At 63.5% G+C, this 20,019-nt stretch carries 19 protein-coding genes and 1 tRNA gene; 12 read left to right on the top strand and 8 right to left on the bottom strand.

Annotation, left to right across the window (positions count from 1 at the left end; genetic code table 11):
• Positions 1 to 219: CreA family protein (locus ACFY9W_RS17065; protein ID WP_391132263.1), on the top strand; the 219-nt coding region annotated here is incomplete at its 5' end.
• 150 nt (positions 220 to 369) lie between these two features.
• Here ACFY9W_RS17065 and mksF read toward each other — a convergent pair.
• From mksF to mksB, 3 genes are read right to left on the bottom strand one after another with little or no spacing between them, the layout of a single operon-like run.
• Positions 370 to 3,201 carry an Mks condensin complex protein MksF gene (gene mksF, locus ACFY9W_RS17060; protein WP_391132261.1) on the bottom strand — a complete coding sequence of 944 codons (2,832 nt, stop codon included), beginning with the start codon at positions 3,199 to 3,201 and terminating at the stop codon, positions 370 to 372.
• Complete coding sequence (mksE, locus tag ACFY9W_RS17055) at positions 3,198 to 3,905, bottom strand: Mks condensin complex protein MksE (protein ID WP_346643362.1); 708 nt, start codon at positions 3,903 to 3,905, stop codon at positions 3,198 to 3,200. The genes mksF and mksE overlap by 4 nt, the downstream gene beginning before the upstream one ends.
• Positions 3,895 to 5,184, bottom strand: a complete 1,290-nt coding sequence (gene mksB, locus ACFY9W_RS17050; protein WP_391132258.1) for an Mks condensin complex protein MksB — start codon at positions 5,182 to 5,184, stop codon at positions 3,895 to 3,897. Before mksB ends, mksE begins: the two co-directional genes overlap by 11 nt.
• Before the next feature lie 303 nt (positions 5,185 to 5,487).
• Between mksB and ACFY9W_RS17045 the strand changes: the two genes are divergently transcribed.
• The 3 genes from ACFY9W_RS17045 (at position 5,488) to ACFY9W_RS17035 (ending at position 7,363) form a co-directional block, all read left to right on the top strand.
• Positions 5,488 to 6,273 carry an energy transducer TonB gene (locus ACFY9W_RS17045; RefSeq protein ID WP_391132256.1) on the top strand — a complete coding sequence of 262 codons (786 nt, stop codon included), beginning with the start codon at positions 5,488 to 5,490 and terminating at the stop codon, positions 6,271 to 6,273.
• Positions 6,270 to 6,725: a ribosomal protein S18-alanine N-acetyltransferase gene (gene rimI / locus ACFY9W_RS17040; RefSeq protein ID WP_012316291.1), complete on the top strand. Its 456-nt coding sequence runs from the start codon at positions 6,270 to 6,272 to the stop codon at positions 6,723 to 6,725. The genes ACFY9W_RS17045 and rimI overlap by 4 nt, the downstream gene beginning before the upstream one ends.
• A 62-nt stretch (positions 6,726 to 6,787) precedes the next feature.
• Positions 6,788 to 7,363 carry a D-Ala-D-Ala carboxypeptidase family metallohydrolase gene (locus ACFY9W_RS17035; RefSeq protein ID WP_391132254.1) on the top strand — a complete coding sequence of 192 codons (576 nt, stop codon included), beginning with the start codon at positions 6,788 to 6,790 and terminating at the stop codon, positions 7,361 to 7,363.
• On the opposite strand, the gene ACFY9W_RS17030 is transcribed toward ACFY9W_RS17035, so the two are convergent.
• Positions 7,303 to 8,220 (bottom strand): LysR substrate-binding domain-containing protein, encoded by a 918-nt coding sequence (locus ACFY9W_RS17030; protein WP_391132252.1) that lies wholly within the window; start codon positions 8,218 to 8,220, stop codon positions 7,303 to 7,305. The genes ACFY9W_RS17035 and ACFY9W_RS17030 overlap by 61 nt on opposite strands.
• 226 nt (positions 8,221 to 8,446) lie before the next feature.
• On the opposite strand from ACFY9W_RS17030, the gene ACFY9W_RS17025 reads away from it, so the two are divergent.
• From ACFY9W_RS17025 to ACFY9W_RS17010, 4 genes are all read left to right on the top strand, one after another.
• Positions 8,447 to 9,061 (top strand): LysE family transporter, encoded by a 615-nt coding sequence (locus ACFY9W_RS17025; protein ID WP_391132250.1) that lies wholly within the window; start codon positions 8,447 to 8,449, stop codon positions 9,059 to 9,061.
• A 67-nt stretch (positions 9,062 to 9,128) separates the two neighbouring features.
• Positions 9,129 to 9,650 (top strand): sigma-70 family RNA polymerase sigma factor, encoded by a 522-nt coding sequence (locus ACFY9W_RS17020; RefSeq protein ID WP_391132248.1) that lies wholly within the window; start codon positions 9,129 to 9,131, stop codon positions 9,648 to 9,650.
• Positions 9,620 to 10,597 (top strand): FecR domain-containing protein, encoded by a 978-nt coding sequence (locus ACFY9W_RS17015; RefSeq protein WP_391132246.1) that lies wholly within the window; start codon positions 9,620 to 9,622, stop codon positions 10,595 to 10,597. The genes ACFY9W_RS17020 and ACFY9W_RS17015 overlap by 31 nt, the downstream gene beginning before the upstream one ends.
• A 77-nt stretch (positions 10,598 to 10,674) precedes the next feature.
• On the top strand, positions 10,675 to 13,179 hold the full coding sequence (locus ACFY9W_RS17010; protein WP_391132244.1) for a TonB-dependent siderophore receptor: 2,505 nt from the start codon (positions 10,675 to 10,677) through the stop codon (positions 13,177 to 13,179).
• Positions 13,180 to 13,389: 210 nt separating this feature from the next.
• On the opposite strand, the gene ACFY9W_RS17005 is transcribed toward ACFY9W_RS17010, so the two are convergent.
• Both ACFY9W_RS17005 and ACFY9W_RS17000 read right to left on the bottom strand, forming a co-directional pair.
• Positions 13,390 to 13,466: transfer RNA gene (locus ACFY9W_RS17005), tRNA-Met, on the bottom strand.
• Between the two features lie 95 nt (positions 13,467 to 13,561).
• Positions 13,562 to 14,485 carry a FecR domain-containing protein gene (locus ACFY9W_RS17000; protein WP_391132423.1) on the bottom strand — a complete coding sequence of 308 codons (924 nt, stop codon included), beginning with the start codon at positions 14,483 to 14,485 and terminating at the stop codon, positions 13,562 to 13,564.
• Between the two features lie 192 nt (positions 14,486 to 14,677).
• Between ACFY9W_RS17000 and ACFY9W_RS16995 the strand changes: the two genes are divergently transcribed.
• The 3 genes from ACFY9W_RS16995 (at position 14,678) to ACFY9W_RS16985 (ending at position 17,470) form a co-directional block, all read left to right on the top strand.
• On the top strand, positions 14,678 to 15,892 hold the full coding sequence (locus tag ACFY9W_RS16995) for an MFS transporter (protein ID WP_391132242.1): 1,215 nt from the start codon (positions 14,678 to 14,680) through the stop codon (positions 15,890 to 15,892).
• Between the two features lie 199 nt (positions 15,893 to 16,091).
• Positions 16,092 to 16,229 (top strand): hypothetical protein, encoded by a 138-nt coding sequence (locus tag ACFY9W_RS16990; RefSeq protein ID WP_391132240.1) that lies wholly within the window; start codon positions 16,092 to 16,094, stop codon positions 16,227 to 16,229.
• Between the two features lie 83 nt (positions 16,230 to 16,312).
• A complete protein-coding gene (locus tag ACFY9W_RS16985; RefSeq protein ID WP_391132238.1) occupies positions 16,313 to 17,470 on the top strand; it encodes an MFS transporter in 1,158 nt (385 codons plus the stop codon).
• Between the two features lie 7 nt (positions 17,471 to 17,477).
• Here the strand turns inward: ACFY9W_RS16985 and ACFY9W_RS16980 are convergent, their stop codons facing one another.
• The gene (locus ACFY9W_RS16980) at positions 17,478 to 18,434 is read right to left on the bottom strand and encodes a FecR domain-containing protein (RefSeq protein ID WP_391132236.1); all 957 of its coding nucleotides are present in this window, start codon (positions 18,432 to 18,434) and stop codon (positions 17,478 to 17,480) included.
• Entirely contained in the window at positions 18,421 to 18,936 is a 516-nt protein-coding gene (locus ACFY9W_RS16975; RefSeq protein ID WP_391132234.1) for a sigma-70 family RNA polymerase sigma factor, read from the bottom strand. Before ACFY9W_RS16975 ends, ACFY9W_RS16980 begins: the two co-directional genes overlap by 14 nt.
• A gap of 171 nt (positions 18,937 to 19,107) precedes the next feature.
• Between ACFY9W_RS16975 and ACFY9W_RS16970 the strand changes: the two genes are divergently transcribed.
• Positions 19,108 to 19,734, top strand: a complete 627-nt coding sequence (locus ACFY9W_RS16970; RefSeq protein ID WP_391132232.1) for a DNA-3-methyladenine glycosylase family protein — start codon at positions 19,108 to 19,110, stop codon at positions 19,732 to 19,734.
• The last annotated feature ends 285 nt before the right edge of the window (positions 19,735 to 20,019 follow it).

Genomic DNA, 20,019 nt, shown 5'->3' with positions numbered 1-20,019 from the left:
CGGGGGAGGCCTTTGGCCTCCATTCGCAGGCAAGCCAGCTCCCACAGGTACTGCACAGGTTTCAAGGTTTGTGCAGTACCTGTGGAGACCATGCAGGTAGTGCGCTTCCTGGACAAGAAGCGCAATACGCTGGTGTACCTGGTGTATAGCGACCGCATTGTCGAAGGTAGCCCGCAGAATGCGGTGACCGCGATTCCGATCTTGCCTTGGGCTCACTGATAGCCTGGTAGATCGCGGGGGAGGCCTTTGGCCTCCATTCGCAGGCAAGCCAGCTCCCACAGGTACTGCACATGTTTCAAGGTTTGTGCAGTACCTGTGGGAGCTGGCTTGCCTGCGATAGGGCCGCAAAGCGGCCCCAATACACCGATATCAGGCCAATTCCTCGGCCTGATCCTCCCGCACAACCGCCTTCACCACATCCAGCCGGCTGATGAACTTCCAGTCCGCCTCGTCGATGTAGATGCCATTCGGCCCGCTACCCCCTTCCAGGTCGATCGCCACGTGCGCCGAGACCTGTGGCTTCACGCTCGCCAGAATCGGTACGAAGCCCAGCTGCAAGCTGGTCTCCAGCAGTGCGGCCTGGTTGCGTTCGTCGATGTCCGCCGCCTCATCCAGGTAGTAAGGCAAGCGAATGCGCCCGGCCAGGTCGCGGTCCATCAGGTGCAGCAACAGGTACATGTTGGTCAGCGCCTTGATGGTCATGGTGGTGCCGTTGGACGCAGCGCCGTCGATGTCGGCGTGGATGATCGGCTGGCCGTTGACCTTGGTGATCTCGAACGCCAACTCGAACAGGTCCTTCAGGCCCAGCTGGTTGTGGTTGGCCGCTACCAGGCGTGCCAGGTACTCCTTGGCCTCTTCGTTCTTGTTGTCCTGCTCGGCGCTTTGGGTCAGGTCGAACACCGACAGGGTTTCGCCTTCTTCGTACTGGCCGGCACTGTGGATGATCTGGTCGATGTGCTTGAGCGCCTCCTTGTTCGGCGCCAGCACGACGCGGAAGCTTTCCAGGTTGGAGACCTGGCGCTTGTTGATCTCGCGGTTGAACAGGGCCAGCTGGTGTTCGAGGCTGTCGTAGTCACTGCGGATGTTGCGCAGGGTACGGGCGATGTCGGTGACCGCTGCGCGGCGTGCCTTGGCCAGGGTCAGGGCTTCTTCGGTACGGTGCGCATAGGCGTTCACCAGCAGTTGCAGGCGGCGCTCCATGTCGTCTTCGCTGTCGAACTTGGCCACGCCTTTCAGGCGAACCTGGGCGTACAGCGCTTCGATCTGGTTATCCACCCGCTGCAGGCCCTGCCAGCTGTCCTGGTAGTCGTTGAGCAGCGGCAGCAGGTTGTCCATCGAGTCGTCGATGGCTTCCATGAACGGCGTGCCGTAGGGCAGGTCGGCCGGCAGCAGCTGGCGACGGCGCAGGGCGTCTTCCAGGGTGCGCTGCTTGGACTCGAGGTCGCCGATTTGCCGGCCAACCAGTTGCAGCTTGGCCGACAGCTGTTGGACACGCTCGGTGAAGGCGTCACTGGAGCGCTTGAGCTCGTCCTGGGCGGCCTCCAGCTGCGACAGTTGCTCGAGCTTTTCCGGCTCTTCGGCGCTCAGGGTTTCGCTGCGGCGGAAGTCTTCCAGCGCCTTCTGCGCGTCCAGCACCTGCTGGTACAGGGTCTCGGTCTGCGCCTTCGAGGCGGTGCGGTCGGCGGTCACGGCCTGCTGGGTCTTGAGCTGCTTCAGCTCTTTTTCCAGGCGCTCTTTCTGGTCGCGCAGGGCGGCGCGATCGGCCAGGGCCTGCAGGGCCGGCGGGTCGATGTGGGTGAGGTCGATGGACAGGCCCGGGGCCTCGAAGCGCTCGCCCTTGAAGCCGTCGAGTACCGCTTCCAGCGATTTTACCCACACGTCGCTGTCGTCCAGCTCGATGCCGCGGTCGCCCAGCGGCAAGCTGAACAGTGCACCGTTGAACAGGCGCATCAGGCGATCGACATCCTGCTGCGAGAACTCTTCGCGCAGGCGGGCATAGCTGTTGTTGTCGGCGTGGTCCAGCTGCTGCTTGACCTGCTTCAGGCGCTTTTCCAGGTCGCGGACGCGCTCGTCCAGGTCTTCGGCGCTGAACTGCCGCGACTGGGCCAGGGCACCGGCCAGTTCGTCGTGGGCATCCTTGGCTGCCAGCAGCTGCTGCTCCAGTACCTTGACGTCATCGACCAGGGCAAAGCGGTGCTTGAGCACCGACAATTCACCCAGCCAACGCTGGATGCCGGTAATTTCGCGCTCCAGGCGCATCAGCTCCTGGGTGCCGCCGCGCTGGTCGTTCTGCAAGCGGTCCTGTTCGCCACGGTAGTGCTCGGACTGGATGACCAGCTCTTCCTTGCGCGCCATGGCGTATTCCTGCCAGGTGCCCAGCAGGGTGTCGAGCACGGGCGAAATGCGGTGCAGCTTGCCGCGCAGGATGTCGCGCTGGGCCACGCCACCGGCCAGTGCCTCGACCAGCGGGCCGGCGGCAACCAGGGCGTTGTAGTCCTGCTCCATGCGGCGCACGTCGCGGAAGGCTTCCTCGCACGCGGCAATGTAGTCGACGCTGCCCGAACGCAGGCTGTGCTCGAACGCATCGAGGAACAGCTGCTTGAGCTTGGCGGCGGTGATTTCGCGCATGTGCAGCAGGTTGATGAACAGCGCGCGGAAGGTTTTCAGGCTTTGCTCGCTGGTGGAGCGCAGCGGGATCATGGTCAGGTCCAGTGGCACCGAAGTGTGGCCGCCAACCAGCAGGCGGCGCAGTTCGTCCGGCTTCAGCTCGTAGGCCTTGATCCCCAGGCGTTCAAGGTTGGTGAACAACTCTTTCTGGCGCAGGCAGGTGTCGTTCTTCTGGTAGTGGGCCAGGTCCAGTTCGCCCTTGTAGGCGAAGAACTGGTGGCCGAAACCGCCACCCGGGCCGCGGCCGACTACGCCGATCACGTGCGGGCCGTGGGGCAGGCTCAGTTCGCAGAGAATGTAGGAGGTGTCGCTGGCGAAGTAGAAGCGGCGCGACTGCTCGAGGCTGTACTTGCCGAAACTCATGTCCGACATGCGTGCCAGGATCGGGAACTGCAAGGCGTTGATCGACGCCGATTTACCCAGGTTGTTGGCACCGTAGACCGACAGCGGGTGCTCCAGCGGGAACAAGCCCAGGCTGTAGCCGGCGGTGTTGAGCAATGCAAAGCGGCGGATGCCGTAGCGTTCCTGGCTCATGCGTCAATCTCCTGTTGCTCTTCGCGGATGGCCCGGGCCAGGGCGTCCTCTTCGCTTTCCTCGCCGTCGAACGGGCTGAGATCGAGCGGGTCGTCGGTGCGGTTGAGTTCTTCGGGGCTTTCTTCCTCGACCAGTACCGGGGTCGGCAGCGGCAGGTCGCTGTGCAGGGTGGCGGCCAGGTCACGGTCTTGCTGTACGGACAGGCACACATCGAGGAAGCGGTGCATCGGCGGAAGGAAGCGGTAGATACCGCCTTCTTCATGGGCAAAGCCGAGCTGGGTCATGCGGCGCAGGATTTTTTCTTCCAGCTCGTCCACGGTCTGCACTTCGGCCTGCAGGAACAGGTCGCGGTACTTGTCCAGCAGCGAGGGCAGCTCGTCTCGGCCGATACTGCCGCCGTCGAGCACGGCCATCGGGTCGCGGCCCTGGTCGGCCAGGTGCTCGACCAGGATGAAGGTGAACAGCGACAGGCGCTGCGCGGTCTTGTTCACCTGCGCGGCGGTCATGTCCGGCACGAAGTAGTAGAACCCGCGGGTGTCGCACACCAGCTCGAAGCCCAGGGCTTTGAACAAGGTGCGGTACTGGTCCTGGAAGTTCGACAGCTGGGCGTACAGCTCGGGGTCGCGGCGGCTGACGTGGAAGCCTTTGAACAGCTCGCGGAAGATCGGCGCGAGCTGGGACAGTTCGGAAAGATCAAGATGCATGGGCTGGGCTCGCGTTGGATTCGGTAGGCGCGCCGGTGGCGTCTTCGCGGCTGGAAGTCAGGGCGAACGAGCGCAGGCTGACCAGGTGTTCCTGGGTGGTGTACTCGCGGCGGTCGAGGCGTTCGCGCTTGAAGCGCTTTTCCCGCGACAGGCGCGAGAACCAGTACAGCAGCTCGTCGGTGGCGCCTTCGGGCTCCTGCTCCAGCAGCCAGACCATCAGGTCTGGCAGCGGCAGGGCCTGTTCGCAGCGCTCGGCCATTTCCTTGACCGTGCGTGGTGCGCGGGGCAGGGCGCCGGACTGGGGCTTGTGGGCCTTGGGGAAGCGCGCCGGCTTGGGCTCGAAGCGCGCCAGGGCGTACACATAGGCCTCGACCTGGCTGGCGCTGCCAAGGAAGGTGCTTTGCGGGCGGGTGAACATCGGCATGGCCGCTTGCGGCACGGCATCGATGCCCTTGCGCCGGATGACCGACAGGGCCAGTGCGGCGCCACGGGTCACGGCGTTGTGCCGGCGGGCTTCTTCACGCAGCGGCAGCAACAGTTCGCGGGCGTGGCGCAGGGTGAGCTGGGCGCTGGTCTGCATTTCCAGGATGCGCGCGTGGGTACGCAGCAGCATGTCGTCGTCGACCAGGTGGCCCAGGCGGGCCTGTTCGCCCAGCAGCTTCAGCAGCACGGTCTCGACCTTGCGCACGCCTTGTTCGAAGGCGCCGTCGGCGTTCACCAGCTGGATCATCGGTTCGACGTATTCGTCCCAGGTGGCCAGTACTTCGGCGTAACGCTGGCGCAGCGGGATCTGGCGGTTGCTGGTCTTGGCGCGCTCGGCCACGGCCACCAGTGCCTGCTCGTCGTTGTCGAGTTTTTTAAGCACATCGCGCACGCGCATGTCGAGCAGGCGCAGTTGGCGCGCCAGGTCGTCGCTGTCGCGGTTGTCGAAGGCGTCCTGGATGTGGCCGGCAAGGCGCTCCAGGTGACGCAGGTAGGCTTCGATCTCCAGGCACAGGCCCAGCCGGTGTTCGCGGCGCAGGTAGGCGAGGAAGTCGTGGATCTGCGCGTTGAGCTCGAAGCGGTTCGGGCTTTTGGCCACCGGGACCAGGATGTCCAGGCGGATCCACACGTCGAGTAGCTGGGTGATGTCCTGCGGGGTGCTTTCGAGCTGCTGGCGGCCCACGTGCTGGCGCAACTCGACCAGGCTCAGGGTGCCCTGGTCGAAACGCTCGCACAGCGGCTCGATCAGGGCCCAGTGTTCGGCTAGGGCGCGCAGGACGCGCTTGGGTTCGATCATTGGCTTCGACTCGTTGCCAAGAAAAAGGGGGCGATTGTACTGCATCCGGGGGGGAGGTTTTCACCCCTTGGTCTGTAATGGGGATAACCTTTTCTTCTTTATGGATATTCACTGGCCTCTTCGCGGGCCCGCCCGCTCCCACAGGTACTGCACAAAGCCTGAGGTGTGTGCAGTACCTGTGGGAGCGGGCGTGCCCGCGAAGAGGCCGGTACAGGCAACAAAAAACCGCCGACCAGTTGCGGCACTCGAATGCCAACAGCGTTAGAATGCCCAATTGCCTCCACCCCCTCGGAACCCCGCACCTTGCTCACCGAACCCCGTCGCCGCGCCTTCCTTTCCGCCATGCAAGTGGTGCACTGGCTGCCGCGCGCCGAACTGCCGTTCGCCGCACCGTCGCGGCCCGAGTTGCTGTTACCGGTGGCACCGGTCGAAGACATCGATTTCGAGGTCAAGCCGGCGCAGGCTACAAACGACGCGCCTGTTCCGCCCCAGGCCCGCTCCGGTGAAAGGCCGAAAATCGAGATCCCGCGCCCGGGCAGTGCGCCCAAGCCGGCCGCAAAGCCCGTCGAGGCCGAGGCGCAACCCGCACCACCACGTCCGGCCCCCGTGCCGCCGCCACGTTTCGCGTTGCAGTTGCTGCGCGCCGGCAGCTGCCTGCTGCTGGTCGAGCTGGCCACCGGCCAGCCGTTCCAGAGCCGCGATCCGTCCTACCTGTTGCTCAAGGACATGCTGCGCGCCGCCGGCCTGCCCGACGCCCCGCAGATCATCGGCGAGCCGGTGCGCTGGCCGCTGCTGGTACGCGGCAACATGGACCAAGGGCCCGAAGCCGCGCGCGACTTTGTTCAAGGCTTTGTCCAGGCGCGCCTTGAGGACGCCCCGAGCACCTGCCTGTGGCTGATCGGCCTGCCGGCACTGCGCTTTGCCGCCAATGCCGAGGCCGACGCCTGGTACCAAACCCTGAAGCTCGACGGCCTGGGCGATGCCTGGGCGTTGCCGGGCCTTGAACTGTTGATGGACGAGCCGCAGCGCAAGGCGGACGTCTGGAAAGCCATGCGCCAGCTGATGGCGCGCTGGAAGAGCGTTGAATGAGTGAATCGATCAGTTTCCGCCCGATGACCGAGGCGGATCTGGATGCCGTACTTAAGATCGAATATGCCGCGTTCAGTCATCCCTGGACCCGTGGGATTTTTCAGGATGCGCTCAAGTCGTACGAAGTCTGGCTGATGTTCGACGGCCAGCAGCAGGTTGGCCATGGGGTGATCAACGTGATCATCGATGAGGCGCACCTGCTCAACATCACCGTCAAGCCGGAAAACCAGGGCCGTGGCCTGGGCCTGCGCCTGCTGGAACACCTGATGGCCCGGGCTTACCAGTTGAATGGCCGCGAATGCTTCCTGGAGGTACGCGCCAGCAACCAGTCGGCCTATCGGTTATACGAGCGCTACGGTTTCAACGAAATCGGCCGCCGCCGCGACTATTATCCGGTAGCTGGTGGTCGCGAAGACGCCTTGGTCATGGCCTGCACCCTACTCGAGGACTGACCAGGCATAGCGGCTACCACTATTGGCCTTTTCTTTGTTCTCTATGCACGGATGGATAAAGGATGAAAAAACGGCTTCTGGTGGCGGGCCTGCTGATTGCTGTTGCATCACACGCCGACGAACGCGACCTGTGGATGTTCGCCCAATGGGCAGGCGACCATCAAACCCGGCCCTTCCGTGAAATGCTGGTGGATGCCCGCCTTTACGGCGTAGTACCTATCCACCAGTTGTTGCGCTCGGCATCGGACTGGAAGCTGTGCCAGGCGTCTCCGTTTGCCGTGCCACCCACCAGCAACTGGCCGGCGGTACGTTCGACCCTCTCGCTGATCAAGGCGCTTGATGAGCAAGGTATCCTGCGCCAGTTCGAAGTGGTCTCGGCCTACCGCAACCCACGCCTGAATACCTGCGCAGGTGGTGCTGCCAACAGTGCCCATACCCGCGCGTTCGCCGTTGATATCCTGCTGCCGGCCTGGGCCGACCCCAACCCGCTGTGCCGCTTCTGGCAGCAGTATGGGCAGGCCTGGAGCATGGGCCTGGGGCGCTACCCGTCCGGGCGCATCCATGTGGACACTGCCGGCTATCGGACCTGGGGGGGCGACGGCAGTGCCGGGTCGTCGTTCTGCGTCAAGCCCAAGTGAGCCAGGCAACGCTGGCATTCGCCCGTGACCCACTCGGTGAAGCGCTGGCGCTTGCCGTCATCTTCAAGGGGTTGTGGGCTAAGCAGGTGGTAGGCCGAGCCATCGCGCACAAAACCGAACGGTGCCTGCAACTGGCCGCTGTCCAGTTCGTCGCGCACCATCAGGGCTGAGGCCATGGCCAGCCCCAGGCCGGCGCCGGCGGCCTGGATCGACAGGTAGAAGTGCTCATAGTCGCTGCGTTCGCCGTGCCGCACCTGCTGGCCGCTCAGGCGCAGCCAGGTGGGCCAGGCGGCGGGGCGGGTGGCGCTGTGCAGCAGTCGCTGGCCTTGCAGTTGGGTGGCGGCGTTGGGGCTGCATACCGGGCCGATCCATTCATCACAGATCTTCTGGTTGTACAGCTGGTTGCCCCAGTGGAAGTCGTCGCGGCGGATTGCCAGGTCGACACCACTGCGGGCGAAGTCCAGCGGGCCACCGGCCGCCACCAGATGCAGCTGCAGGTCGGGGTGGTCGGCATGGAAGCGGGGTAGGCGCGGGATCAGCCAGCGCATGGCGATGGTTGGCTCGCAGGAGAGCACCAGTACATTGTCGCGAGCCTGATCCTCAAGGCGCTGCACGGCGCCTTCGAGTTGTTCGAAAACCGCCTGGGTGGTGCCTTGCAGGGCACGGCCGGCAGGGGTGAGGAAAATGGCCCGGTTGCGGCGTTCGAACAGTTCCACGCCAAGGTTTTCTTCAAGCAGGCGGATTTGACGACTGACCGCGCCATGGGTGACGTGCAGGTGCTCGGCGGCGCGCACGAAGCTTTCGGTCTGGGCGGCGATGTCGAAGTAGCGGAAGGCGTTGAGTGGCGGCAGTTTCATGGCATCCCTTTTAACCTGTGCTGGCCTCTTCGCGGGCACGCCCGCTCCCACAGGTACTGCGCTTTTCTGTGGGAGCGGGCGTGCCCGCGAAGAGGCCAGCGCAGGCGCTATACCTCTGTGAGAAAAACTATCAGATATGCCTCACTATAAATCGATTTTTCCTCACTCATAAGCGCTCGATAATCCACGGGTCTGTGCATTTCCATCGCCTATCGAGACCCACCCCATGTCTGAACTCATCGCCGTCGCCCTGTTCACCCTGCTCGCGGTCATCAGCCCGGGTGCCGATTTCGCCATGGTCACCCGCAGCAGTTATGCACAGGGCCGCAAGGCCGGTCTCGCCGCTGCTGTGGGTATTGCGCTGGGGGTGCAGGTGCATGTGCTGTACACGGTCTTGGGCATTGCCGTGATCATCAGTCAAAGCCCGCCCTTGTTCCTCGCCATGAAAGTCCTGGGTGCTGGCTACCTGATCTACCTGGGCTACCAGTCACTGACCAATACCCGGCGTATCAGCCTTGACGGGGCTGGCCATTCCACTGCCGGTGTGCTGCAAGCCCTGCGCACGGGCTTTCTGACCAATGCCCTCAACCCCAAGACCATGCTGTTTGTCATCAGTGCCTTCACCCAGGTAGTCCAGCCTGGCAGCCCACTGGCGCTGGATTTCGCCTATGGCGCGTTCATGTCCTTTGCCCACTGGCTGTGGTTCAGCCTGGTGGCAGTGTTTTTTTCCAGTGCTGCATTGCGCAAGGCCATGATCGAACGGCAATTGCTGGTGGACCGTGCCATCGGCCTGGCGCTGATCGGGCTTGGCCTTGCGGTAGCGGTAACCGGGATACGGTGAAGTGTCGATTGCATGACGGGGTGATGGCCATTTAGAATAGAATCATTCCCATTTGCGAAGCGTCGCGATGAAACCAACTCCACCCGCCGTTGCCGACAGCCTGGACGCTTTGTACAAGGGCTATCACAGTTGGTTGCTGGTGTGGTTGCGCCAACGCCTGAACTGCCCGCAGCATGCGGCAGACATGGCTCAGGACACATTCGTCCGCTTACTCAGTGCTGGCAGCTACGTTGCCCCCCGCGAACCGCGGGCCTTGCTGGCCACGGTGGCGCGGCGCCTGCTGATCGACCGCGGTCGTCGGCACAAGCTGGAGCAGGCCTATCGCGAAGCGTTGGCATTGCATGTAGAGCAGATGGAGCAAGCGCCTTCCCCCGAGCAGGTTCACGCGGCCGTACAAGCCCTGGAGCAGATCGACCGTGCCTTGTCGCGCATGCAGCCACGAGTACGCCAGGCGTTTGTGCTGCGCCATCTCGAAGGCCTGAGCCACAGTGAAATCGCCGAGCACCTGCAAGTGTCCACCAAAAGCGTGCAGGGCTACCTGGTGCAGGCGCTGCTGGCATGCCACGCCGCTGCCGAGGCCTGCCTGTGAGCCCGGAAGTCCTTCATGAAGCCGCCGAATGGCTGGTACGCCTGGACGACCAGCCCAGCGGCCGCGACCGTGAAGCGTTTCGTGCCTGGTTGGCGCAGGACAGCGAGCACCTGGACGCCTTCCAGCGCATGCAGGAAACCTTGGCGCCCTTGCAGTTACTCAAGCAGGCGCCGGCTCGCAGCGCGCTGCGGGCGCTCAAGCAACAGCGGCGTTCGGCCCGTGCCCTGAAGGCGCTCGCGCTGGTTGCCGTGCTGGCCCTGCCATTAGGGATGCTCGTGCAGCAGGGGCCGGTGTACCTGCTGGCCGATATCCGCACCGGCAGCGGCGAATGGACCACGCGGCAGTTGCCCGATGGCAGCCTGCTGCGGCTGGACGGTGGGTCCGCCGTCGACCTGGACTTCGATGAGCGTACGCGCACGGTTCACCTGCTGCGCGGGGAAATCCTTGTGGATGTGGCCAAGGACGCCGGGCGCCCGTTCAAGGTGGTGACCGAGCATGGCAGCGTGCGGGCATTGGGCACACGCTTTGTGGTGGAGCAACTGGCCGAAGGTTCGCGCCTGGCAATGGTCGAGTCCAGCACTGAAGTCGACAGCCATGGCCAGCGGCGGGTGGTGTCGGCAGGCCAGGAATTGTACTTCGACGCGACGGGGCCAGGCGAGGTGCAGGCCATCGACGGCAGGAGCGTGGAGCAGGCCTGGGCGCGACACCAGTTGGTGGTGCGTGAGCGGCCGCTGGTCGAAGTGCTCGAACAGCTGGGTCGTAATCATTCGGGCTACCTGCTGTTCGACCGCAAGGCCCTGGCAAACATCCGCGTGACCGCCGTATTGCCGGCCGACGACAGCGAGCGTGCATTGCGGCTGTTGGCACGCAGCCTGCCGCTGGGCATCGATCACTACACGCCCTGGATCACACGGGTACGCTACCTGCCAACATCCGAGTTCAGATAAAAAAGATTCTCACCTGCTTCCAGTTCCCGATTTCCGTGCGTCCTTGTCGTAAGCCAACATAACGGAGTATCGGGAACATGCTTTCTACACTGCGCGCGCGCATTCCTTTCACGCCTCGCAATGCACTGGCATTAGGTCTTCACCTGGGGCTGGGCAGCCTGCCGCTGCTGGCACCGCTGGCGGTGGCTCAGCAGCAGGTGCAGCGCTATGACATCCCGGCCGGCGCCTTGGGTGACGTGCTCAGCAGCTTTGCACGGCAGGCCGGCGTGGCGATTTCGTTCGACGCCACACAAGTGGCTGGGCGGCGTAGCGCGGGCTTGCAGGGCAGTTATGGCGTGAATGAAGGCTTTGCCATGCTGCTGGGCGGGCAGGGCATGCAGGCGCAGGGGAGTGACGACGGCTTCGTGCTGGTCAGCGTGCCAGGCAAGGAAGGGGCGTTGGAACTGGGCGCGACCACCATCAACAGCCAGTTGCTGGGCAGCACTACCGAGGGCACGGGTTCGTATACCACGGGTATCACCAACGCTGCTACCAAGCTCAACCTCAGCCTGCGCGAGACGCCGCAGTCGGTCAGTGTAATGACCCGCCAGCGGATGGAAGACCAGAACCTGCGCAGCATCGGGCAGGTACTTGAGCAAACGCCGGGGGTCAATGTGCAGAGCCCGGGCAGTGATCGCCTGTATGTGTTCTCGCGCGGCCTGGCGATCGACAGCTACCAGTACGACGGCATGCCCACCACCACGTTCGCATTCAGCCAGGCGCTGCCCCAGGCGCTTTCGGACATGGCGATCTACGACCGGGTCGAAGTGGTGCGGGGTGCTACCGGTTTGTTGACGGGGGCGGGCGACCCGTCCGGCACGGTAAACCTGGTGCGCAAGAAACCCACCGACCATTTCAAGGGCTACATCAGTGGCGGGCTGGGTTCCTGGGACCTGTACCGCACTGAAGTGGATGTGTCCGGCCCGTTGACCGACAACGGTGCCGTGCGCGGCCGTGCAGTAGCGGCCTACCAGCAGGGCAACAGTTTCACCGACCACCTGCAGCAACAGAAAACTATCGTGTACGGCGTCAGCGAGATGGACCTGTCGCCGGACACGCTGTTTACCCTGGGCGTGGAGTACCTGGACAGCGACCCGCGTGGTTTCTCCACCACTGGTTTGCCCGTGGTGGCCACCGATGGCTCGGGGCGTGGTTTCCAGTACCGGATGCCGCGCTCGTACAACGGTGCCAGCCGCGATAGCAGCAACCATCAGGAGTCGGTGAACACCTTCGCCTCGCTTGAGCAGCGGCTGGGCGAAGGCTGGTCACTCAAGCTCGCCGCCAATTACCTGTACGGCACCCGAGACTACGACTCGGTCATCGTTGGTACCACCACAGGCGTGGTCAACCCGGCCACGGGCGATGGCTTGCGCTACACCGCCACCAAGGGTGACAACACGCAGAAGCAGCGCGGTGTCGATCTGATGCTCAGTGGCCCGTTCCAGTTGCTGGGGCGTGAACACGAGTTGGTGATGGGCTTCAATTACCAAAGCTACGAGAACCGCCGCAACGGCTTTGGCAACTTGCTGGCCAACGGCAGTAGCAACAATGGTGTCAGCGGTGTGCCGGTGAACATCTGGACCTGGGATAACCAAGGCCCGACGCCGTCCTACAACTTCAACCGTGAGGACGACGATATCGACCAGCGCCAGACCGGCGCCTACCTGGCCACGCGCCTCAAACCGACGGATGACCTGTCGGTAATTCTGGGTGCACGGGTCAGCAACTACCAGTACGACGCCCTGTTCCACTACCACGTCGCCAGCCTGCAACCCTACGACACTGACGACTCGGTCAAGGCCACCGGTGAAGTGACACCCTATGCTGGCGTGGTCTACGACCTGAGTGATGTGCACTCGGTTTATGCCAGCTATACCAGCATCTTCAAGCCGCAGCCTTATCGTAGCCAGGCCGGGAAGTTGCTGGAGCCGCGCGAAGGTGACAACTACGAAGTCGGCCTGAAGAGCGAGTACTTTGGTGGCCGGCTGAACACCGCCATTGCGCTGTATGAAGTCAAGCTGGACAACGATGCCGTGGCCGATGGGACCGTGGCCGGCAGCGATGGCCTGATTACCGCTTACCGTGCGGAAAAGACCACCACCCGCGGTATCGACATGGAACTGAGCGGGGAGCTGGCGCCGGGCTGGAACCTGGCAGCCAGCTATACCCATTCCAGGGTGAAGGACAACGACGGTGAGCGGGTCAAGACCACCATCCCGATGGACATGTTCAAGCTGTGGACCACTTACCAGCTGACCGGTGACCTGCAGCGGCTGACCCTTGGCGGTGGTGTGAACTGGCAGAGCGGCATGCACTTTACCGCCACACCGTGGCAGGTCGGTAACCCTGTGAAGATCAAGCAAGGGGACTATGCCACGGTTGGCCTGATGGCCCGCTACCAGTTCACCCGGCAGTGGTCGGCGACTGCCACCGTGAACAACCTGCTCGATGAGAAGTACTTCAGCTCATTCGATGACAACTTCAACAGTGCGTCGTACGGCGAGCCGCGCAACTTCATGCTGAGTTCGAAGTGGGAGTTCTGAATCTTTAATGGGCTAGCGCCATACCCTGTGGGAGCGGGCGTGCCCGCGAAGAATACAACGCGGTATATGGCACCGGCTTCGCCGGTGTTCGCGGGCAAGTCGGATCGCCGCACCGCCGCTCCCACAGGGATCGCACAGTTGCTGGCGGACCTGAACTTTTCCGCAGGCAAAGAAAAAGGGCTTACCTTGCGGTAAGCCCTTCGTCTTGTTTGGTGGCTACACAGGGACTTGAACCCCGGACCCCAGCATTATGAATGCTATGCTCTAACCAACTGAGCTATGTAGCCGATGGCGCGCATTATTCTCTTGAACGCCCCCCCTGTCAACACTCATTTCAAAAAAAATTTGCACGCTTTCAAAAACTTAGCGGCCGGGCGCGGTTTCAGCGCACCACAAGCCAGTGTCCGAGCACGCCCTGCAACTGCAGATGCTGGGCCGCAGCCAGGGATTGCAGGCTTTGCTCAGGCTGATCGAGGTTGAAATCACCGCTTATCCGCCGATGGGCCATTTGATCATCCATCATCCACACGCGCTGCCCTTGGTAGCCGGCAAGGCGTTCCAGCACTTGCCCCAATGGCATGTCGTTGGCTTTCAGGCGACCGTTGCGCCAGCTGTCGGCGGTTTTCAGGTCAGCCTTCTGCACCGGGTCGATACGCGTGTCATCAAAGGTGACCCGCTCACCTGCTGATACCATGCGCTGATCACCCCCTTGGGTGACCATGGCCTTGCCACTGAGTACCACCAGTTCATCATGACCTGCATGGCGGGCGACTTGCAGGCGGGTGCCGAACACCTGGATACGTGCGTTGCCCACGTCCACTTCCATGGCCCGCCCGTCGAGCACCACTTCCAGAAACACCTGGCCCTGCACCAGGTGCAATTGGCGGGTGCGGCCACGCAGGTCGACGTTCATGGCGCTGGCGCTGTCCATGTTAAGCGTGGTGCCATCTGCCAGGCGGGTGCTGCGGCGCTCGCCCACGTCGGTGTGCAGCTCGCTGGCCAGGCGCTGCATCAGCGGCCAGTACAGGTAGGCTGCAGCGCCCAACACGAGCAGGAACACAAGTGCCAGCCATTTGCCCAGGTGGCTGCGGCGCACGGTGACTTGCCGTGGGCGCGGGCGCGCGGGTGGTGGTTGCAGTTGCTGCCAGAAGGTCTCCAGCTCGGCATAGGCGTGAGCGTTTTCTGGTACCTGGCACCAGGCCGCGAATGCCTGGCGCTGGGCTTCGTCACAGCCGGGTTGGCGCAATAGCGAAAACCACTCCAGCGCTTCCTGCTGTGGGTCTGGCTGCAACTGCATGGCGGGCATCGGGCTCATGGGGTCGGTCTGCTCACGATAGGGGCCGTTTCGCCCAACGATGACAGGGGTTTGAGTCAAGGATGCTAATTATATTGAGAACCATTTTCAAGTACGTCGCGACAGAGGGATAAAAAAGGTAGCTATGTATCTATTTGTTTCCTGATAATCGGATCCCAAACCTGAGCACGGAGATTTAGGCAAATGGCCATCAGTAGTGCCTCCACCGCAACCACCAGCGCAACGGCAAACCAAGCCACGCCGCTGGTGATGCGTATTATTGGTTTCTGTGCCCTGGCGCACCTGATCAACGACCTGATCCAGTCGGTGCTGCCGGCGATCTACCCGATGCTCAAGGCCAATTACAACTTGAGCTTTGCGCAGATCGGCCTGATCACCCTGACGTTCCAGATCACCGCTTCGCTGCTGCAACCCTGGGTCGGCTTCTTTACTGACCGCCGGCCCACGCCGAACCTGTTGCCGATGGGCACCGTGTGCACGCTGGTGGGCATCGTGATGCTTGCCTTTGTGGGCAGCTTCCCGATGATCTTGCTGGCCTCGGCGCTGGTGGGGATCGGCTCGTCGACGTTCCACCCGGAAACCTCGCGCATCGCACGCCTGGCCTCGGGCGGGCGCTTCGGCCTTGCACAGTCTACGTTTCAGGTGGGCGGCAATACCGGCTCGGCCCTGGGCCCGTTGCTGGCGGCGGCCATCGTCATCCCGTTCGGCCAGACCCACGTAGCCTGGTTCGGCCTGGCCGCACTGTTCTTCCTGGGCGTCACCCTGATGCTGCGTGGCTGGTACAAGGAACACCTCAACCAGGCGAAGGCGCGCAAGGCGGTGCAGGCCACCCATGGCATCTCGCGCAATCGGGTCATCGCGGCGCTGATCGTGCTGGGCCTGCTGGTGTTCTCCAAGTACTTCTACATGGCCAGCTTCACCAGCTACTTCACCTTCTACCTGATCGAGAAGTTCGATGTGTCGGTGGCCAGCTCGCAGTTGCACCTGTTCCTGTTCCTGGGGGCGGTGGCGGCGGGGACCTTCTTTGGTGGGCCGATCGGTGACCGCATCGGGCGCAAGGCGGTAATCTGGTTCTCGATCCTGGGTGTGACGCCGTTCACCTTGGCGTTGCCGTATGCCGACCTGTTCTGGACCACCGTGCTGAGCGTGGTAATCGGCTTTATCCTGGCTTCGGCGTTCTCCGCGATCGTTGTGTATGCGCAGGAGCTGGTACCGGGCAGTGTGGGCATGATTGCCGGGATCTTCTTCGGGCTGATGTTCGGCTTTGGCGGCATCGGCGCGGCGCTGCTGGGGTATGTGGCAGACCTGCGTGGCATCGAATATGTTTATGGGGTGTGCTCGTTCCTGCCGTTGTTCGGGGTGTTGGCGGTGTTCTTGCCGAGTACCGGCAAGCGCTGATAAAGCCGGGGCTGCCTTGCAGCCCATCGCCGGCAAGCCAGCTCCCACCTCGACCGCATTGACCCCAAGCCATACGCGGTCCTTGTGGGAGCTGGCTTGCCGGCGATGGGGCGCGTAGCGGCCCCGACAATTGACGACCTGATCACCGTTGGCCTAGAGTGCCGCCTCTTTTTCAACCGCCCACAAAGTAGCCAACGCAATGCGCCGTACCCAGTCCTTGCCCAACGCCCGCCAGCCTGCCCTCCAGGCCCTGCGCCGTGCGTGGCCGAGCGACACGGTGCTCAAGCGCCGTCGCAGCGTGCTGTTCGCCTTTACCTTCTCGCCACACCTCGCCTGAACTGATCTGCGCTTTTGCGTCGCTCGCCACCCCGGCGTGCGCGCCTGTGTCTGCACGTCTTTTCGGTTTGCAAGGAGTGGTACATGAACATGCGTTTGCTGGCAGGCCTGTTGTTCGCCGTTTCGGTCGTGGGTTTCAGCCTGGGGGCCAGCCTGCCGCTGGTTTCGTTGCGCCTGCATGAGGCCGGGGCCGGCACCCTGGAAATCGGCATCATTTCGGCCATCCCGGCCGCAGGCATGATGCTCTCGGCGTTTCTGGTCGACGCCTGCTGCCGCCACCTCACCCGGCGTACCATCTACCTGCTGTGCTTCAGCCTGTGCACGGTCAGCATTGCCTTGCTCGAGTCGGCGTTCGGCTCGCTGTGGCTGCTGGCGCTGCTGCGCCTGGGCCTGGGGCTTGGCATGGGCATCGCCATCATCCTCGGCGAGTCGTGGGTCAACGAACTGTGCCCGGAGCACAACCGCGGCAAGATCATGGCCCTGTATGCCACCAGTTTCACCGGCTTCCAGGTGCTTGGCCCGGCCATGCTGGCGGTGCTGGGGGCTGACAGCCCGTGGATCACCGGGGTGGTCACTGCCTGCTATGGCCTGGCGGTGCTGTGCATCGTGCTGACCGTGCCCAACGACCATGTCGAGCATGAGGAGGGGGAGAAGAGCTTCGGCCTGGCCGGGTTCTTCCGTGTGGCGCCGGCGTTGTGCGTGGCGGTGCTGTTCTTCTCGTTCTTCGATGCCGTGGTGCTGTCGCTGCTGCCGGTGTATGCCACCAGCCATGGTTTTGCCGTGGGCGTGGCCGCGCTGATGGTGACCGTAGTGTTTGCCGGCGACATGCTGTTCCAGTTGCCGCTGGGCTGGTTGGCCGACCGGGTTGAGCGCACCGGGCTGCACCTGGTATGCGGGCTGGTGGCGATGGCGATTGGCATCGGCCTGCCTTGGCTGCTCAACATGACCTGGCTGCTGTGGCCGCTACTGGTGGTGCTGGGCGCGGTGGCAGGCGGCATCTACACCTTGGCGCTGGTGCTGATCGGGCAGCGCTTCAAGGGCCAGGACCTGGTTACTGCCAACGCCAGCGTGGGGTTGCTGTGGGGTGTGGGTAGCCTGATCGGGCCGCTGCTCAGTGGCGCGGCGATGGATGTTGCGCCGCACGGACTGCCCATGGCACTGGCGTTGATGGCAGGGCTGTTCGTGTGCTTTGCCCGCCAGTCGTACCGGCGTGTGGGGCGCATGCGTGCGGTAGCGGAGTGATGGCGGTTCAGGCTGCGCCGATGTTTACCCAATAGCGCGTCCTGTAATCGACCCGCACGGGCAGGCTGCGCTTGAGCAATTGCAGGATCTGCCCAGTGTCGGCCAACTGGAAGGTGCCCGACACCTTCAGGTTCGCTACCTCAGGGGCGCAGCGCAACAGGCCCGGGCGGTAGCGGGCGAGTTCGGCGACAAACTCGGCCAATGGCATCTGCTGCACGCTGAGCACACCGTCGGTCCAACCCCAGGGGTCGCTGTGCAAAGTCACTGCCTGGACACTGCCGTTTGCCCCGACCTGCAGGGTTTCGCCCTGCTCTATCAGCCGCGCACCGGCAGAGGAGGGGAACAGTGTTACTTCGCCACGACGCACTGACAGCAGCAGCCCCTGATTGTTTTCGCGCAGCAACAGTTGGCTGCCCAGGGTGGTCAGCGGGCCGACGCGGGTGTTTATGCGGAAGGGGCGGTTGTCATTCGGGTTGCTGTCCAGGCTGACTTCGCCCTGTAGCAGCTCCAGTTGGCGTTGCTCGGCACTGTAGTGCAAATCGATGGCGCTGGCGGTGTTGAGCTGGATACGGCTGCCGTCACTGCCTTGCCACTGGCGCCGTTCACCGGTGGCGGTGCTGCTGTCGGCCAGCAACTGCGGCAGGCCCAAGGGCTCGCGCGCGGCCCAGCCCAGGCTGCCGCCAATGGCCAGAACGCCCAGCAGTTTGAGGTGGTCGCGGCGGCTGACCTGTTGGCGCTGGCTGCCGGCCAGGGTGCGCCGGCTGAGGTCCTTGGGCAGCCCGGCCATTTCGTCGCTGAGGTGGCTGACACGTTGCCAGGCCAGCGGGTTGTGTGGGTGGCTGGCCAGCCACTGCTGGAATTGTTGCTCGGTACGCGCGCTGGGGCGGTCAAAGCGCAGTTTTACCAGCCAGTCGATGGCCTGGTCGACCTGCGCCTGCGCCGGCGTGATGTCAGGCGTCGGCATAGCGCAACCGGTAGCAGGCGCCCAACGCCTTGGCCAGGTCGCGCTCGATGGTGGCGCGGGACACATCCAGCTGCTGGGCGATCTGCACAATGCTCAAACCGTCCAGTTGGGCCAGCAGAAACGCTTGGCGTGCACGTGGTTTCAACTGGTGAAGGGCACGGTCAAGACGGTCCAGTGCATCAAGAATGACCAGCCGGTGCTCTTCGCTGAGCACCTCGGCTTCGGGCAGGTGGGCAAGGCTTTCCTGGTAGGCCCGCTCCAGCGCACCACGGCGGAACTGGTCAATCATCAAGCCACGGGCGATGCTGCTAAGGTAGGCGCGCGGCTCTTTCAGCGGCGACACCTGGCGGGCCCGCAGCACCCGCACAAAGGTATCCTGGGCCAGGTCGGCGGCTTGTTCGCTGCAGCCGACGCGGTTGCGCAACCAGCCACGGAGCCAGCCATGGTGGGCCTGATACAGCAGAGCGACCTCGGTCGGCTTGAGCGTGTCGTTGATCTGCATCTTGGCGAAGGCCCGGTTCCGTGTAGTGTGCGATTGCGAATATTTCTCAATTCTATGCGGGTACAACGGCGTCGGGCAATGGTATGCCAGGAATTAGCCGCGCAAGAACCGGCGTTTGTCCGATGAACGGCTGCGCTAAGCTGCACCTGCAATAAACGTGATGGAGCCGCCATGATTCTTGCCGACCTTTCGCCACAGGCCTACCGCGAGGCTACCGATTACCTGGCCGCGCTGGATCCGGACTGGGCGCGGCACATTGCTGCCACTGGGCCCTGCCTGCACCAGGCCACGCCGGGGCGTGAGCCTTACGAGGCGTTGGTCAGGGCCATTGCCTATCAGCAACTGCATGCCCGTGCCGCCGAGGCGATCCTTGGTCGCTTGCTGGCGCTGTTCCCGCAGGCTGAATTTCCGTCGCCGGAGCAGTTGTTGGCAGCCAGCCCGGATGCCCTGCGTGCCTGTGGTTTCTCGGCAAGCAAGCTGGCCACGGTGCAGGGCATTGCCCAGGCGCGGCTGGAGGGTAGGGTGCCAACGCGGGAAGAGGCTTTGGCCATGGCCGATGAAGCCTTGATCGAGCGCCTGGTAGCCTTGCGCGGGGTAGGGCGGTGGACGGTGGAGATGCTGTTGATCTATTGCCTGGAGCGCTCGGACATTCTGCCGGTGGACGACTTTGGCGTGCGCGAAGGGTATCGGCGGCTGAAGGGGCTGGAAAAGGCGCCGACCCCGGCGCAGATGCGCTCGCTGGGTGGCGGATGGCGGCCTTACCGCACGGTGGCGGCCTGGTACCTGTGGCGGGCCTGAGGCATTTGCATCGCCTGTACCGGCCTATTCGCGGGCAAGCCCGCTCCCACAGGGACTGTACAAGTCTCAGCCCTGTGGAGTACCTGTGGGAGCGGGCGTGCCCGCGAATAGGCCAGTACAGGCGACAACTTATCTGGATGCTGACCCATGACTCGCCACAGGTACTCCACAGGGCTCGGACATTGTGCAATCTCTGTGGGAGATTCTATGGCCGGAGGCAAATTTTCAGTAGAAAAGCCCACGGCCTCTCTCAGCAACATCCAGGCACGAATCAGCCTGCCAGAG

This window comes from Pseudomonas sp. NPDC008258 (genome assembly GCF_042956345.1).
GTDB lineage: Bacteria > Pseudomonadota > Gammaproteobacteria > Pseudomonadales > Pseudomonadaceae > Aquipseudomonas.
Note: the sequence above shows the minus strand (reverse complement) of the source record. Positions and strands in the feature narration are given on the sequence as shown.

What these genes read in the sequence shown, in the direction of transcription:
- mksF (WP_391132261.1), bottom strand. Translation starts at nt 3,201, where the DNA reads ATGAGCCAGGAACGCTACGGCATCCGCCGCTTTGCATTGCTCAACACC.
- mksE (WP_346643362.1), bottom strand. Translation starts at nt 3,905, where the DNA reads ATGCATCTTGATCTTTCCGAACTGTCCCAGCTCGCGCCGATCTTCCGC.
- mksB (WP_391132258.1), bottom strand. Translation starts at nt 5,184, where the DNA reads ATGATCGAACCCAAGCGCGTCCTGCGCGCCCTAGCCGAACACTGGGCC.
- rimI (WP_012316291.1), top strand. Translation starts at nt 6,270, where the DNA reads ATGAGTGAATCGATCAGTTTCCGCCCGATGACCGAGGCGGATCTGGAT.
- ACFY9W_RS17035 (WP_391132254.1), top strand. Translation starts at nt 6,788, where the DNA reads ATGAAAAAACGGCTTCTGGTGGCGGGCCTGCTGATTGCTGTTGCATCA.
- ACFY9W_RS17030 (WP_391132252.1), bottom strand. Translation starts at nt 8,220, where the DNA reads ATGAAACTGCCGCCACTCAACGCCTTCCGCTACTTCGACATCGCCGCC.
- ACFY9W_RS17025 (WP_391132250.1), top strand. Translation starts at nt 8,447, where the DNA reads ATGTCTGAACTCATCGCCGTCGCCCTGTTCACCCTGCTCGCGGTCATC.
- ACFY9W_RS17020 (WP_391132248.1), top strand. Translation starts at nt 9,129, where the DNA reads ATGAAACCAACTCCACCCGCCGTTGCCGACAGCCTGGACGCTTTGTAC.
- ACFY9W_RS17015 (WP_391132246.1), top strand. Translation starts at nt 9,620, where the DNA reads ATGCCACGCCGCTGCCGAGGCCTGCCTGTGAGCCCGGAAGTCCTTCAT.
- ACFY9W_RS17010 (WP_391132244.1), top strand. Translation starts at nt 10,675, where the DNA reads ATGCTTTCTACACTGCGCGCGCGCATTCCTTTCACGCCTCGCAATGCA.
- ACFY9W_RS17000 (WP_391132423.1), bottom strand. Translation starts at nt 14,485, where the DNA reads ATGCCCGCCATGCAGTTGCAGCCAGACCCACAGCAGGAAGCGCTGGAG.
- ACFY9W_RS16995 (WP_391132242.1), top strand. Translation starts at nt 14,678, where the DNA reads ATGGCCATCAGTAGTGCCTCCACCGCAACCACCAGCGCAACGGCAAAC.
- ACFY9W_RS16990 (WP_391132240.1), top strand. Translation starts at nt 16,092, where the DNA reads ATGCGCCGTACCCAGTCCTTGCCCAACGCCCGCCAGCCTGCCCTCCAG.
- ACFY9W_RS16985 (WP_391132238.1), top strand. Translation starts at nt 16,313, where the DNA reads ATGAACATGCGTTTGCTGGCAGGCCTGTTGTTCGCCGTTTCGGTCGTG.
- ACFY9W_RS16980 (WP_391132236.1), bottom strand. Translation starts at nt 18,434, where the DNA reads ATGCCGACGCCTGACATCACGCCGGCGCAGGCGCAGGTCGACCAGGCC.
- ACFY9W_RS16975 (WP_391132234.1), bottom strand. Translation starts at nt 18,936, where the DNA reads ATGCAGATCAACGACACGCTCAAGCCGACCGAGGTCGCTCTGCTGTAT.
- ACFY9W_RS16970 (WP_391132232.1), top strand. Translation starts at nt 19,108, where the DNA reads ATGATTCTTGCCGACCTTTCGCCACAGGCCTACCGCGAGGCTACCGAT.